Source organism: Candidatus Omnitrophota bacterium (assembly GCA_030695905.1).
In the GTDB taxonomy this organism is placed as follows: Bacteria; Omnitrophota; Gorgyraeia; order 2-01-FULL-45-10; family 2-01-FULL-45-10; genus CAZHPY01.
On the sequence record JAUYOL010000010.1, the window covers coordinates 1 to 13,891 of the forward strand.

A 13,891-nucleotide genomic window follows, 5' to 3' on the forward strand; every position below is an offset into this window, starting at 1 on the left:
GCTGAGCTACACCCACCACAAAACTCTTTGCTTCTTCATAAAATTGGCGTCCCTGGCCTGATTCGAACAGGCGACCCTCTGCTTAGCTTACCGCACTGGATTACTCCAGCCAATTAATGTTGCGGTCTGGACTATGTCTTCACCGTTTCAGGTGTGCAGCGTATAGTCTCTGAGGACTCCCACTTAGTTTCGAGTGGTTGCCTGCAAATTGCCCTGTTTATGACAGGGGTTCCTTGCATACAGCTGCATTCATTCTATGCGTTTATATTCCGCACAGAAGCTCCTATAGAAGGCAGATGCTCTATCCAACTGAGCTACAGGGACGTCAAAAGATATATATATTGGTCGGGAAGGCGAGATTTGAACTCGCGACCTTCTGGTCCCAAACCAGACGCGCTAGCCAGCTGCGCTACTTCCCGAACATATGATAATTCTTTAGAATTCTGTAATGGATTATATCACAAAACCAAAATTGCTAGAGATAATATCTCAAAAATTCCCGCGCTTTTTTAAGCGCTTTCGAGCGATGACTCATCCTGTCTTTGGTCTTAAATCCCAGCTGGCCGAAGGTCTTTTTATATTTCGGTATCAGGAATATCGAATCATATCCGAAACCGTGTCTTCCTCTTATCGAATCCGCTATCCTGCCGGAACAATATTCTTCTATTAATTTAACTACCCTGCCTTTATCGGCAATTGCGATCGCGCAAACAAATCTGGCCTGCCTTCTCCCGGCCGGCATACCGCTTAGCATCTTCAGCACTTTTACGTTATTATCGTGGTCTTTTTTCTTAGGCCCGGCAAATCTTGCGCTCTTGACTCCAGGCGCGCCGCCAAGCGCCTTCACTTCCAGGCCGGAGTCATCCGCCAACACCAACCCGCAGGTAAATTTTGATATTACCAGCGCCTTCTTTACCGCATTTCCTTTAAAAGTATTCTTGTCTTCCCTTATACCGGGAGCGGGCCCTATCTCATTTAAGGAAACAACATCGGCTTTTATGCTTTTCAAATACCTTTTAAGCTCGCGCAGCTTCTTTTCATTCCTTGTCGCTATAACTAAATCTTTCATCAGCCTATCTTTATTCCCTTTAAAACTTTTTTCTGCACGGCCATAATCTCCTGTATCCCCTTTTCGGCCAATAGTGTTAATTTATTAAGGTCTTCTCTTTTAAACGGTTCCCTCTCGGCTGTGCCCTGGACCTCTATAAATTTCCCGTTACCCGTCATAACAATATTCATATCGACCTCGCCCTTCGAGTCCTCATCATAGTCAAGGTCGAGAACCACTTCACCGTTTATTATGCCGACGCTTATCGCGGCCACATAGTCGGACAATGGGATATCTTTGATAATGCCGTCTTCTTTCATCTTATTGAGCGCGAGAGCTATCGCGACAAAGCTGCCCGTTATGCTAGCGCACCTGGTGCCGCCGTCGGCCTGAATAACGTCACAATCGAGCCATATAGTGCGCTCACCCAATTTCGTCATATCCGTCACGGATCTTAACGCCCTGCCAATAAGCCTCTGTATCTCATGTGTCCTGCCGCCAAGCTTACCTTTTGAAACCTCTCTGGGCACGCGCGACCTGCATGAACGCGGTATCATCCCATACTCACCCGTAACCCAGCCATTACCGCTATTCCTCAAAAAATGCGGCACTCCGTCTTCTACCGACGCGGTTGCGATTATCTTTGTATTACCGAGCTCGACAAGACACGAACCTTCAGCATACTTTATATAGTTCTTGGTTATCTTTAATCCCCTAAGCTCGTTATTTTTTCTTCCATCCGCTCTTTGCATAGATATTATTTCCTTTCGAATCTATTCCCACTATAAGCGGGAAGTCTCTCACTTCAAGTTTATATACGGCTTCCGGGCCAAGATCGCTAAATAAAATCGTCCTGGCGGACTTAACCTTCGCTGAAAGCAGCGCCCCTATTCCTCCTATAGCAAGAAAATATAAACACTTGTGCTTCTTTATCGCCCTAACGACTTCTTCGGACCTGTCACCCTTGCCTATCATGGCCCCCAGGCCGAGTGAAATCAGCGCGGGGGTAAAAGAATCCATCCTCGAGCTCGTTGTGGGGCCGCATGAACCTATTGGCTTGCCCGGCCTAGCCGGGGTAGGGCCGCAATAATATATCACCGCATCTTTTAAATTTAACGGTAACGCCTTGCCCTTTTTTAAAATATCGCAGAATCTTTTATGCGCCGCGTCGCGGGCAGTAAGTATCGTTCCGCTTAAAAGAACTTCATCCCCTGCCTTAAGTTTTTTCCTGACATTTTCCGTCAATGGTGTGGTAATTTTTATCATAATATCTTTTCAGCGCTTCTCGTAGCATGGCAGCTTACATTGACAGCCACGGGTAAGCCCGCTATATGTGTCGGGAACTCTTCTATATTTACCCCGAGAGCGGTTGTCTTCCCGCCAAGCCCCATAGGGCCAATGCCCAGCGAATTCACTGCCTTCAATATATCTTTTTCCAACCCTCTGAAATGCTTCTTCGCGTTTTTTGTCTCTATTGAACGTAGAAGCGCTTTTTTCGACAACTGCGCGGCATAATCGAATGTCCCGCCGATGCCTATCCCTAAAACCAGCGGCGGGCAGGCATCCGGCCCGGCATTTTTCACCACCTCAAGGACGAAATCTATAATCTCTTTGTCGGATGCCGTAGGCTTCAACATATTTATGCTGCTCTTGTTCTCGCTTCCAAAACCCTTCGGTGAAACAGTAACTTTTAATCTGTCGCCCTTAACGATGCTGATATTAATAATGGACGGGGTGTTTGTATTTGTATTTTTTCTTACGAGGGAATCATCTACAACGGATTTACGCAAATAGCCCTTTTTATAAGCGTCCTCAACACCTTCGTATAATGCTTCTTCTAAATCCCCTTTTATCGTGACCTCACTGCCGATCTCCAAAAATATGGAGACAATACCTGTATCCTGACAGATCGCCAGACGTTTCTTCTTCGCTATTCGCGCATTTTCTATAACGGCTTTGAGTATATTTTTGGCCCTGGGCCTCGTCTCTTTTCTTAAAGCCATTTTCAACGCTTTCAAAATATCTTTGCGTAACTCAAAATTCGCCTTTAAGCAAAGTTCGGTTACCACTTCTCTGATCTTTGAAACGCTTATCTCTCTCATAATGACCAATCTTCCAAGCCCGGCTTGTATTTAAGCTTTATATTCTGCTTTTACCGACGTCTTTATCCCGCCGCGCGCATTGAACTCGCCCGAGACTTCCATCCACCGCGGCTTGCACGCGCTAACAAGATCGTCCAAAAATCTATTCACAACATTCTCATGAAATATTCCCACATCCCTGTAGAATATCTCATAATATTTAAGCGACTTTAATTCTATACACAATTCGTCCGGCACATATTTTATAGTGATGTTGGCAAAATCCGGCAAGCCGGTCTTCGGGCATATGCAGGTAAACTCCGGTATATCTATTGCAATCACGTAGTCTCTGTCCGGATACTGATTTTTCCAGACTTCGATTTTCGGAGTCTTCAGGTTCTTTATATTTTTCTGCAAGCCTTCGTAAGACGATTTTTTCACTATTTTATCCCCAATATCTTATGTATCTGCGGTATCACCCGAGAATCCGCGACCCCTCGCTTAAGGGCTAAATCTGAAAACTCCCGCAGCCTGTCTTCAGGCACCGCTTTATCGACCTTTTTAACCGGCGTAGCCGGCTGTATTATTAAAGGGATCCTGGCATTAACCTTCTTTATCGATTCTACCACTCGTTCTATATCGGCAGTTTTTGTTTCGGGGGTTACAACCGCCTTCACAAATACTTTTTTTGCAGAAGCTATCTTTAAAAACTCCAGATGCTCATCCCAATAAGACCTGTCCTTTGTCGATGACGGCAATTTAAAGTCCATCGCGACTATATCCACAAAATCGATCACCTGACGAAGTTTATCCGGCAGCGTGCCATTGGTCTCAAGATATGTTTTGAATCCTATCTCTTTAAGCGACGGGAGCAGCTTTCTTAAAAATTCCGCATATATCAGAGGCTCTCCCCCGGTCAATGATATGGAATGATGCGGACCGCTCTTTTTATCAATAGTCATTACCTCGCGCACCAACTGCGCCGGCGAGTACTCCTTGCCGGAAGGCCTATTAGGCGTATCACAAAATCCGCATTCCATATTACATCTTTTGAAGCGAATAAATATCTGCCGCGATCCCGCGAAGATCCCCTCTCCCTGCATCGAAGAAAATATCTCTGTAACCATAGCTTTCGGCGTCGGTTGGTAACCTATCAATGGGTCTATAACCTGGGCCTGGTTAAAACCATTCGCTCTTAAGATACATGAATCACACTTTGCGCAAGGTTTTGCTCCGCCCAAATAGCATGACCATGTAAGGGCAAACGGCACCCCTAAAGAAACACCCGTCTTTATGATCTGGGCCTTTGTCTTTTTTATCAGCGGAAATTCTAACTTAAGGTGACCGCGAGTCCCGGCCTTCGTGCCCAACGCGATCACTTTACCAAATGCCTCAAGGTATTCTTTCCTGCAATCCGGATAGCCGCTTGAATCTTCATAGTGAGCGCCTATAAAAATCGATTCCGCGCCTATTGCCTCGGCGAAAGAACTTGCCATGCTTAAAAATATGGTATTCCGGCCCGGCACATATGTGGACGGTATGTCGCCTTTTTTTATCTCGCTTATCGTCCTGCCCAGCGGTATCTTGGCTTCATCGTCAATGAGGCTTGAGCCTTTCCATGGAAAAGACAACTTAACAACCCTAAATTCCGATCCGGCGGCTTGCGCTATCTTTTTTGCCTGCCCTATCTCTTTCTTGTGTTTTTGGCCGTAATCAAATATAAGGCACTTACAGTCATAGCCATTTTTCTTAGCAATGTATAAGGCTACGGCTGAGTCTAGTCCGCCCGAAAGTAATACCACGGCTTTTTTTTGCATATTTTTAAGCTCTATATGTCGCGCAGGAGCTATCATTCTCCCACACACAGACCGAATATATGTGTTTATCCTTCTTTTTTAACATATCGTATATGAACTTCGCCATATTTTCGGATGTTGGATTGATATCTTTAAATATCCCCGCCTCGTTAAGATACGAATGGTCAAACTCCTCGAGAACGGCTCTCAACATAGCCTTGGCCTCTTTAAAATCTATTGCCATGCCGTCTTTATCTAAGGAGTCGTAAGCAAATATCGCTTCGACCTTCCAATTATGGCCGTGAAGATTTTCGCATTTGCCATGGTAATTCCGAAGATTATGCGCCGCGCTGAATGATGACTGTATCTTTATTTCATACAATTTTTGTTACCCCCTGCATCTTCCTCTTCAGGAAACGCCCGCCCAATCTTACGAAATTTTCCGGCTGATCGCTTACAAAAAATTTATGCTTCTTTTTTCCGGACGATGCATTTAATAATCCGCTTGCGTCCAGTAAATCCCGGGCCTCTTTCGCGACTTCCTGCGCCGAATCTACCAGGTGCACAGAACTGCCCATAACTTCCTTGACCACATTCTTTAGAAGCGGATAGTGCGTGCAGCCTAATATCAGCGTGTCTATATTTTTCTTCTTCAACGGCTTTAAGTATATCGACGCGATATCGCGCGTCACGTTATCCTTTGTCCATCCCTCTTCTGCTAAAGGCACGAAGAGGGGGCATTTTTGGCTATAGACCGCCGTTTTAGAACTTATCTTCTTGATCGCCTTCTCGTACGCGCCGGAATTTATCGTAGCATTTGTACCTATAACGCCCACCCTGGAGCTTCTTGTGACATTAACGGCGTTCCTCGCGCCGGGCTCGATAACGCCTATTATCGGCACCCTGAAGCACCTTTTTAGAAAACCGAGGCTCAAAGATGAGGCTGTGTTGCACGCCACAAGGACCAGTTTAACATTGTGCTTCATCAAAAATTCCACATTCTCGACCGAAAATTTTGTTATCGTCTCTTTTGATTTTGTTCCATATGGCACGCGCGCGGTATCGCCGAAATATACTATCGCCTCCTTGGGCAAAACTTTTTCGACTTCGCTAAATACCGTCAATCCGCCTACACCAGAATCAAATATACCTATCGGCCTGGAGTCGCTCACAGTGTAAAGCCCTCCGTCCTTTCATATTCGTTTTTATAAGACAAAACGCCCTTGGCTATAACCTCCGCCATTCTATCCGCATACCCGGGATCTCTGAATTTAAGCTCCTCAAACTTGTTGCTTATATAACCCGTTTCTACAAGCACCGACGGTATTCTTGTATATTTTAGCACATAAAATCTTGCCGTCTTAGTTCCCCTATTCCTGGTAATTAAACTATTTTCAACGGACCTGCATATATAGCTTGCAAGTTCCGCGGATTCGCGCCTGTTTTCAGTCAACTTCATATCCCAAAGAGTCTTATCAAGAGTGGTGGAATGTTCTAAAATAGTTTCTTCATCCAATTTTAATGTAGCGTTTTCAAATGCCTCTATAGCGCGAGCATTGTCGTCTGTTGCCTCTGAAAGATAGTAACATTCAAAACCGTTCAGCGAACGTGACCGCGACGCGTTTACATGGACGCTTACAAAAAGGTCCGCGCCGCTTGAATTCGCTAAACGCGCTCTTCCCTGAAGGGGGATAAACACATCGCTGTCTCTGGTCATTATCACCTTTATCCCGTTATCTTCGAGAATATTCCTCAATTTCTTCGCTATGGCAAGAGTTATATCCCTCTCTTTTATCCTCAAACGTCTTCCGATAGCGCCCGGGTCTTTGCCGCCATGGCCCGCATCAAGGACTATCGTTCGTATAGCATACCTGCCTATGGATTTCGCTATGGGAGTCTTTACAGCCGTTTCCTGCGCACGCGCTGTAACAATAAATCCAAGATCGTTTCGCACAAACGATGTTGGAACATATACTATCCCGTTAGTGAGTACAACAGGACTCGACAACTTTTTTTCATTTTCATTAATAATAATTCTATCGCTTCCGGCCCTTAGGATTATCCTGCCATTTTTGGTAATTATGGCCGTGCGCATAAAACTGTCCCATTTCCAATCAATACCGTACGCTTCGCACAGCCTTAAAAGCGGCACATACTGGACATCATTGAAGACCCTCATATCCTTGTTTAAGGACTGGTCCAGCTTAAGATATGGCGCCTGCGCGGCGCATCCAGCAACGAAAAGCGCCAGCACAAAAACCACAGCTATCTTATGTTTTAAGTATGATTGCATAAAAGAGTAAATGGCTGTGCCATGAACCCGAGCCTTGTCCTGTACCAGTCGTCGCTCATTTTATTCGCTCCTCCGGTACAGGACATGAACCACATAGATGGCAAAGCGAGTGGTTCATGGTGCGGAAGGAGGGATTTGAACCCTCAAGCCTTGCAGCACAGGCTTCTGAGACCTGCGCGTATGCCAGTTCCGCCACTTCCGCACAAATATTGTAAATTGTCATCGATTTTAGCTCACCAAGTATACCGCAAAACGGCATAACTGTCAATCGGCCCTTACCCGCCTTGCTTTAGGGCTAATATTGTGATATCTTAGAGCATAATATTATGGATAAAGTAATAACAAGCAATAGGAAGGCCCATCACGACTATTTCGTGATAGAGAGCCTTGAGGCAGGAATACAGCTAAAAGGGACCGAAGTTAAGTCCATAAGGGCTGGTGGAGCAAGCCTGGCGGATAGCTTCGCGAAGCTTGAAGGTTCCGAGCTTTTGTTGTATAATATGCACGTAGCGCCTTACGAATTCGGTAATATATACAATACGGATCCTGTAAGGCCAAGAAAGTTGCTTCTTCATAAACGTCAGATACAGAAGCTTGCCGCTGAAGTCTCAACGAAGCATCTTGCACTAATACCTCTTAAGCTTTATTTCAAAAATGGACTTGTAAAAGTGGATTTGGCCCTCGCGAAGGGCAAGAAGCATTATGATAAGCGCGAAGCCATAAAGCAGCGCGAATCGGATAAAGAATTAAAAAGAGTATTAAAAAGCAGAAAATAGCTCATTGAAAAATGGGGGTGAAAGGCTTCGACCCAGATAAGCATGACAAGGGTGGCATGTAGAGGTCGTCAGGAGGCCTCTTAAAACACCTGACAAATATCAAATGCTGAAACTCTAAACGTTCCGGCATCAGTAGATCAGCTTCTTGCAACCATGCAAGTGGTTAAAGGCGCTGCTCCACTGGCAAGCGTTGCTCTCTAAATAGAGCAACCCGTCTTCTGATCCAGCCTGTGGGGTTAGAAAGACGTCATTAACAGGATAGTCTCGATTTTTTTCAGTCCTTGGGGATCGGGATGAAATTTTTAAGGACTCAGCTGCCGGAAATTCCGCCTGTTGAAGTTCCGGCGGTAAGATGAAAAAGCGGGATAAACATAGTAGAGGCTCTTGATCTGATGTTTGGGCACGCGGGTTCGAATCCCGCCACCTCCACCATGAACCATTCGCAAAAAATTCTATCAAATTTTTTGCTCAGGTTCATGGCGCAGCCTGCCATGTACCTGACGAGCGAGGCGAGGAATAGTGCACAGGCCATATTGATTTTTTGCGAATGGTGAATGCCCTGTACCGGAGGCACGAACGAAATGAGTGCCGACTGGTACAGGGCAATACCTTTTCAATTTGAAATTAATGAATGCTTAGTTTCGAGAAGGCTTCTTTAGTGACAGGAATGTTTCGTAGGATATAAGCTGGATGTTATTATCTTTGATGGCGTCTTTGATGCGCTGGTCGGTAAGGGCGAATAATTCGGTTTCGCCGGCCCGGTGCCAGCTGTAGCGATCCAGAACTTCGGGGCTTAAAAATCCCGGGTGGGTAACGATCTCCGTAACGCCATCTTTTAAATTTTCAAGCATCATCTTAATCTTTTCTATATTAAGATTACCCGCATCGATAAGCCCCATAAAGAAGTCCGTGTGAAATAGCCCCGAAGTTTTTATCTTATTTTCTATGCCGCGGGCAAAACTATTCAGAACAAACGACTTATAATTTTCTTTTGACAATATGCCCTTTGGCCGCACATCGCCCCTGGGAAATCTTATCGCAGGTATACCGTACTCTTTCGCAAGCTGAATGAATATATCAAGAATTTGCGGTATAAGATGTATATGTTCGTGGCCGTTTATGTGGGTTATATCAAGCCCTTTCGACCTCAAAAGCTCTAATTGAGCTTTTAGCTCAGTGTAAATATCTTGCTGCTTTACTATGCCCAAAAGAAGGCTAAAAAATAGTCCATTGTGGTTTTTATAAAATTTGGAAGAGGAGAGAAGCGGCTTTGTCTCTGAAAGCGCGAGGTGCGCCCCTACACCTTTAAACGACAGACCCTTTATTGTTTCTACAGCGTCATCAAATGCCTCACCCGTCGGTATTACGCTGACGGATGTTACGATACCCTCTTTGCACGCCTTAGCGATACCCTCGTTTATGCTTTTGGTAAGCCCAAGATCATCCGCGGTTACTATTAGATACTTCATTTTAGAAATTTGTATTTAAACATATCCCAGAAAGTCCTGATAACTACGGAAAGCCTCGATATTGTGGAAACACCCTGGGTGCGCAATTCAAACAACAGCCCAAACTGCTTTATCTTAAATCCTCTTCTTTTCGCTTCGGCAAATATCTCTACATCCACAAACGGGCTTCGAGATATCAGGTTCAACCCTTTCAGGACTTCTGATTTATATATCTTGAAACCTGAATTTATATCTTTTATGCTCAGGCCGAATAAAAACTGCACCAGAAAATTATAAACCTTTGACATCACTATTCTCTTTATCGCGGCGTCTTTTATTACCATACTGTATCCGGTAATAACATCGGCTTCGCCAAGAAGAGCCAATCCCTTTTTAACATCGTCTTCCCTTACCGGCAGGTCCGCGTCAGTATAGATGGCGACTTCTTTCGACACATTGCGAAGGCCCTCGCCGAGAGCTCCTCCGAATTTTGTATTATTATTAAGCCTTATTAATTTAATATGAGAATCATTCAGGGCCAATTTTTCGACTACGTCCGCACTATTATCTTTTGACGCGTCATCGACGATGACGATCTCGTAGTCATCGGATAACTCCGACGCAAGCCGCGACACTTTGCGCAATGTCTCGGTAATATTGGCCGATTCATTATACATCGGCAATACAAATGATATGGAGCGGGGCATTACTTCAACTCCTCTTTGCTGTTCGTGATAACACGCTTCTTGCCGTATTGATAAATAACGCGCATACTATCGTCAGTAATATTTCTTTTTTTCAATACTCCCCAGACAGTCTCGCCCTTATTTATAAATTCAGACAAATTACTGCTGTTAGAAAGGAATACCGGAATAATACCTGTATAAAACGCGACTCCGGGCCTATAATCCCTTTCACAGCCTATTACATCGCCCGGCTTATAATACGCCATTAAAGCCCTGGAAGCCGGTTTGCTTGACTCATATCCTTCCACAAACGGCAAAACCTTTTTGGATATGGGATACAATATCAAACCGACTGAACATGCTATCAATATAAATGCCGCCAAAAACCTTTTTCTTATAAATGCGGCGAAAGAGAGCCCCATGCCAAAGGCCATAAATAATCCCGCATTAACCGCCGCAGGCAAAATATCCGGAGAGTCTATTTTTATAAATATGTACCCGCCTATTAATCCCAGGACTACAGCCAGTATCAGAAAATAATACGATGCTCTCATGCCAACAATAACGGGCCTTTCGCTTTGCCTTGTTAAAAAGTCGTCCCAAAATTTTCCGACGATAACAGCAAGAGATATAAAACATGGGAAGATATAAGTGGGTAGTTTCGTGCTGGAAACCGTGAAAAAGATAAAGATCACTATAAGCCACAGCAGCATAAAGATAGAATGGCTACGATTTGCTGACTCCGGTTTCCGGATCCCGGTTAACATCTTCCATGCTCCAAGCGGCAGAAATGCGCTCCATGGGAAGAACCCGCCGAAGATCACAGGAATATTGTAGTATATCTCGGAACCGGTCTTGTGTTCAGGCGTCAGAAACCTTGTTATATTGTGGAATCCGAAAAACTCGTCCATAAAGGTATTGGCGTGCGATTTATACATTACTATATACCACGGCAGCGCTATAAGCATGAACACTAAGGAAGACCAGGCAATGACCTTAAACTTTTTAAAAAGCGTAAAATCCCTGACAAACATCATATAAACAAATATTATAAAACCGGGAAGCAGTAAACCTATAGGGCCTTTGGTAAGAACAGAGAGGCCTAAAGCGGCTGCGGATAAAACATAAAAATAACCCTTCTTTCTTATCTGTCCGTAGAAGAAGAACAGCACGCCTAAAAGCATGCAGGTCGAAAGAAGCATATCCGTCACGCACGCGTTGGCAAGTATCACATATTCGACATTTGTCGCGAGCACAATGGCGGAAAATATCCCTACCCTGTTGTTAAAAAGAAGCCTGCCCAATAGATATATCGCGGCCAGCCCGATAAATCCAAAAAGGCCCGATGGGAATCTTGCGGCAAACTCATTTATGCCGAAGACCTTGTAAGACGCTTCGACCAGCCAGTAAAAAAGTATCGGTTTCTCAAATTGAGGCTTCCCGTACAGGTATGGCGTAAGCCATTCTCCCTTTTCCACCATCTCCTTGGCTGTCTGGGCATAAAAAGTCTCATCAGGATCTGTCAGGGCGAACTTCCCCATCTGGGAAAAGTAGAGATAGCCCGACAGAAGCAGCAGCAATAATATGACTATTATGGGTTTTTCTAAAATTTTAAACATTTTTTCTTTAGACCTGGATTATCGTATAAGCGTACTATATAGGTATAATTATGTCAATTGAATTGGGCATCCGTGCTTAAAGAGCCCGGATGATATCATACGTATTGCGCAGGATATATTCCACATCGGCTCTATCGATACATAGGGGCGGAAATAGATATATGATATCACCAAGAGGCCTTAAAACCAAGGATCTCTTTAACCCCTTTTTATATATCTCAAGGCCTATCCTTCTTTTAAAGCCAAAACCTTCTTTTGTTTTTTTATCTCTGACTAATTCTATAGCGCCTATCATGCCGATATGCCTTACATCGCCCACTATTGGCAGGGACCTGAACCGTTCCAGCTCATCATGCAATATGGGCATTGTCTTCTTCATCTTATCCAGCGTCCTTTCCTTCTTGAAGATATCAAGGCTGGCTAAGGCGCATGAGCAGGCAATGGGATTTGCTGTATAAGTATGGCCGCTATAAAACGTTTTTCTCTTATCATACTCCGCGTAAAATGCTTTGTAGATATTATCGGTCGTAATGGTCATGCCTAACGGCATATAGCCGGCGGTTATGCCTTTGGAAAGGCATAGAAAATCGGGTTTGATCTTTACATGATCACACGCGAACATCTTTCCTGTTCTTCCAAAACCCGTCGCCACTTCATCCGCTATAAGATGAACGCCATATTTATCACAGATCCGCGCGGCCAAAGCAAGGTATTCCTTAGGATATACTATCATGCCTCCCGCCGCCATCACGAGAGGCTCCAGGATAAATGCCGCGATCTCCCGGCCTTTATTTTTAAGAAGCGCTTCGAGCGGTATTGTACATTCTAATGCGCAGGAGGTTCTCTTTTTACCCATAGGACAGCGGTAACAATAAGGCGACGGCACTTTAAATGATTTGAAAAAAAGTTTTTCAAATACTTTATTGAACAGGCCCACGCCTGCGACGGACATCGCGCCTATCGTATCGCCGTGGTAGCCGCAATCTAACGATACAAATTTAGTCTTGTGCCGCTTGCCCGTATTCTGCCAATACTGAAATGACATTTTGAGCGCGGTTTCAACGGCGGTAGAACCATCGTCGGAAAAAAATACTTTGGCAAGATTACCGGGAACTACAGAGAGGATCCTCTCCGCTAAAAGTATCGCGCTCTTGTGTGTAAACCCGGCGAACATTACGTGGCCCATGGAGTCCAGTTGTTTCATTATCGCTTTGTTGATCTCGGGACGATTATGGCCATGGATGTTGCACCACCAGCTCGAAATGGTGTCATAATAAAAATTTCCTTTGTCGTCGTATAATTTAACACCCTTTGCCCTTTCGATAAGTATGGGAGGCAGTTTTCGGCAATCCTTCATCTGTGTATAGGGGTGCCAGATATATTGCAGATCTTTTTCTATCCAGTTTTTCATACTGCACTGTCAACTTTCATCATTATATGTGGTTCAGTATTTTATTGCCTATAGGTTCAAAATATTTGAACAAAAAATCCGCATTACGAGCGTGCGGCAAGATTCCAAAGACTTCTATGCCGGAGAGGGCTTTTACTATGCGAGGGTTGTCTTTTAAAATAATCTCATCGGTATCATTTGCGGCATTATTAAAAATTGTACCTATGATTTTTATATCTCTCGACCTTAACGCTTCTATGCTTAAAAGCGTGTGATTAATAGCTCCGGCCCTGTTTCCCGCTACAAGAAGCACAGGCAGGCGAAATTCCCTAATCACGTCTATCAGCAACCTGTCTTCATCCAGAGGAACCAGCAGTCCTCCGGTCCCTTCAATTATAACAGTATCAAAATGTTCTGACAGGCAGGCAAGCGACTTTTTTATAGTATCTATCTTTACGGCCGCGCCTTCCAAACGTCCTGCCAGATGCGGAGAAGACGCGAATTTAAAAGTATACGGCGCCATCGAAGGAATATAAGCTTTATATTCCGACTCTTTCCTTTTCATCAGTTTCATGTGCCGGCGAATATCTTTAAGATGCCTTCCGGATCCTGTCTGGACCCATTTTTGTGTAACTACTTTATGATTATTTTTAATGAGGAGCCGGCCAAGCAATCCGGTAACTATTGTTTTGCCGACATTTGTATCTGTCCCCGCCACGAATATCGCTCTCACCCCGCTCATTCTCCCATCCTA

Annotated in this window: 15 protein-coding genes, 2 tRNA genes, 1 other RNA gene and 1 pseudogene; 2 read left to right on the top strand and 17 right to left on the bottom strand. The window is 44.5% G+C overall.

The features are described from left to right. Nucleotides 1–342 precede the first annotated feature (342 nt). The 12 genes and pseudogenes from Q8R38_01780 to Q8R38_01835 all read right to left on the bottom strand — a co-directional run bounded on the left by Q8R38_01780 (nucleotide 343) and on the right by Q8R38_01835 (nucleotide 7,420). Nucleotides 343–419 (bottom strand) — tRNA-Pro (locus Q8R38_01780). A 56-nt stretch (nucleotides 420–475) separates the two neighbouring features. Then, the gene (rdgB, locus tag Q8R38_01785; protein ID MDP3790756.1) at nucleotides 476–1,069 is read right to left on the bottom strand and encodes an RdgB/HAM1 family non-canonical purine NTP pyrophosphatase; all 594 of its coding nucleotides are present in this window, start codon (nucleotides 1,067–1,069) and stop codon (nucleotides 476–478) included. Beyond that, nucleotides 1,069–1,800: a ribonuclease PH gene (gene rph, locus Q8R38_01790; GenBank protein ID MDP3790757.1), complete on the bottom strand. Its 732-nt coding sequence runs from the start codon at nucleotides 1,798–1,800 to the stop codon at nucleotides 1,069–1,071. The genes rdgB and rph overlap by 1 nt, the downstream gene beginning before the upstream one ends. Then, complete coding sequence (locus Q8R38_01795) at nucleotides 1,772–2,314, bottom strand: Fe-S-containing hydro-lyase (GenBank protein ID MDP3790758.1); 543 nt, start codon at nucleotides 2,312–2,314, stop codon at nucleotides 1,772–1,774. The genes rph and Q8R38_01795 overlap by 29 nt, the downstream gene beginning before the upstream one ends. Further along, a complete protein-coding gene (locus tag Q8R38_01800) occupies nucleotides 2,311–3,150 on the bottom strand; it encodes a fumarate hydratase (GenBank protein ID MDP3790759.1) in 840 nt (279 codons plus the stop codon). The genes Q8R38_01795 and Q8R38_01800 overlap by 4 nt, the downstream gene beginning before the upstream one ends. Before the next feature lie 30 nt (nucleotides 3,151–3,180). Beyond that, the gene (gene queF, locus Q8R38_01805; GenBank protein ID MDP3790760.1) at nucleotides 3,181–3,570 is read right to left on the bottom strand and encodes a preQ(1) synthase; all 390 of its coding nucleotides are present in this window, start codon (nucleotides 3,568–3,570) and stop codon (nucleotides 3,181–3,183) included. Then, nucleotides 3,570–4,232, bottom strand: coding sequence for a 7-carboxy-7-deazaguanine synthase QueE (locus Q8R38_01810; GenBank protein ID MDP3790761.1), 663 nt, complete (start codon nucleotides 4,230–4,232; stop codon nucleotides 3,570–3,572). Before Q8R38_01810 ends, queF begins: the two co-directional genes overlap by 1 nt. Nucleotides 4,233–4,289: 57 nt before the next feature. Further along, nucleotides 4,290–4,946 (bottom strand): annotated as a pseudogene (gene queC / locus Q8R38_01815) (7-cyano-7-deazaguanine synthase QueC). A gap of 4 nt (nucleotides 4,947–4,950) precedes the next feature. Next, nucleotides 4,951–5,307, bottom strand: a complete 357-nt coding sequence (gene queD, locus Q8R38_01820; protein MDP3790762.1) for a 6-carboxytetrahydropterin synthase QueD — start codon at nucleotides 5,305–5,307, stop codon at nucleotides 4,951–4,953. Next, the gene (gene murI / locus Q8R38_01825) at nucleotides 5,300–6,097 is read right to left on the bottom strand and encodes a glutamate racemase (GenBank protein MDP3790763.1); all 798 of its coding nucleotides are present in this window, start codon (nucleotides 6,095–6,097) and stop codon (nucleotides 5,300–5,302) included. Before murI ends, queD begins: the two co-directional genes overlap by 8 nt. Next, a complete protein-coding gene (locus Q8R38_01830; protein ID MDP3790764.1) occupies nucleotides 6,094–7,218 on the bottom strand; it encodes an N-acetylmuramoyl-L-alanine amidase in 1,125 nt (374 codons plus the stop codon). The genes murI and Q8R38_01830 overlap by 4 nt, the downstream gene beginning before the upstream one ends. Nucleotides 7,219–7,335: 117 nt before the next feature. After that, nucleotides 7,336–7,420 (bottom strand) — tRNA-Leu (locus Q8R38_01835). A 124-nt stretch (nucleotides 7,421–7,544) separates the two neighbouring features. Here Q8R38_01835 and smpB point away from each other — a divergent pair. Together smpB and ssrA are read left to right on the top strand one after the other, a co-directional pair. Beyond that, nucleotides 7,545–7,994: an SsrA-binding protein SmpB gene (smpB, locus tag Q8R38_01840; protein MDP3790765.1), complete on the top strand. Its 450-nt coding sequence runs from the start codon at nucleotides 7,545–7,547 to the stop codon at nucleotides 7,992–7,994. A 13-nt stretch (nucleotides 7,995–8,007) separates the two neighbouring features. Further along, nucleotides 8,008–8,426: a transfer-messenger RNA gene (gene ssrA, locus Q8R38_01845) on the top strand. A gap of 203 nt (nucleotides 8,427–8,629) precedes the next feature. On the opposite strand, the gene Q8R38_01850 is transcribed toward ssrA, so the two are convergent. The 5 genes from Q8R38_01850 to bioD all read right to left on the bottom strand — a co-directional run bounded on the left by Q8R38_01850 (nucleotide 8,630) and on the right by bioD (nucleotide 13,879). Further along, nucleotides 8,630–9,463, bottom strand: coding sequence for a ChbG/HpnK family deacetylase (locus tag Q8R38_01850; GenBank protein ID MDP3790766.1), 834 nt, complete (start codon nucleotides 9,461–9,463; stop codon nucleotides 8,630–8,632). Further along, complete coding sequence (locus Q8R38_01855; protein MDP3790767.1) at nucleotides 9,460–10,149, bottom strand: glycosyltransferase; 690 nt, start codon at nucleotides 10,147–10,149, stop codon at nucleotides 9,460–9,462. The genes Q8R38_01850 and Q8R38_01855 overlap by 4 nt, the downstream gene beginning before the upstream one ends. After that, complete coding sequence (locus tag Q8R38_01860) at nucleotides 10,149–11,747, bottom strand: glycosyltransferase family 39 protein (GenBank protein ID MDP3790768.1); 1,599 nt, start codon at nucleotides 11,745–11,747, stop codon at nucleotides 10,149–10,151. Before Q8R38_01860 ends, Q8R38_01855 begins: the two co-directional genes overlap by 1 nt. 76 nt (nucleotides 11,748–11,823) lie before the next feature. Then, the gene (gene bioA, locus Q8R38_01865; GenBank protein MDP3790769.1) at nucleotides 11,824–13,158 is read right to left on the bottom strand and encodes an adenosylmethionine--8-amino-7-oxononanoate transaminase; all 1,335 of its coding nucleotides are present in this window, start codon (nucleotides 13,156–13,158) and stop codon (nucleotides 11,824–11,826) included. Between the two features lie 22 nt (nucleotides 13,159–13,180). Beyond that, nucleotides 13,181–13,879, bottom strand: coding sequence for a dethiobiotin synthase (gene bioD, locus Q8R38_01870; GenBank protein ID MDP3790770.1), 699 nt, complete (start codon nucleotides 13,877–13,879; stop codon nucleotides 13,181–13,183). Between the last annotated feature and the right edge of the window lie 12 nt (nucleotides 13,880–13,891).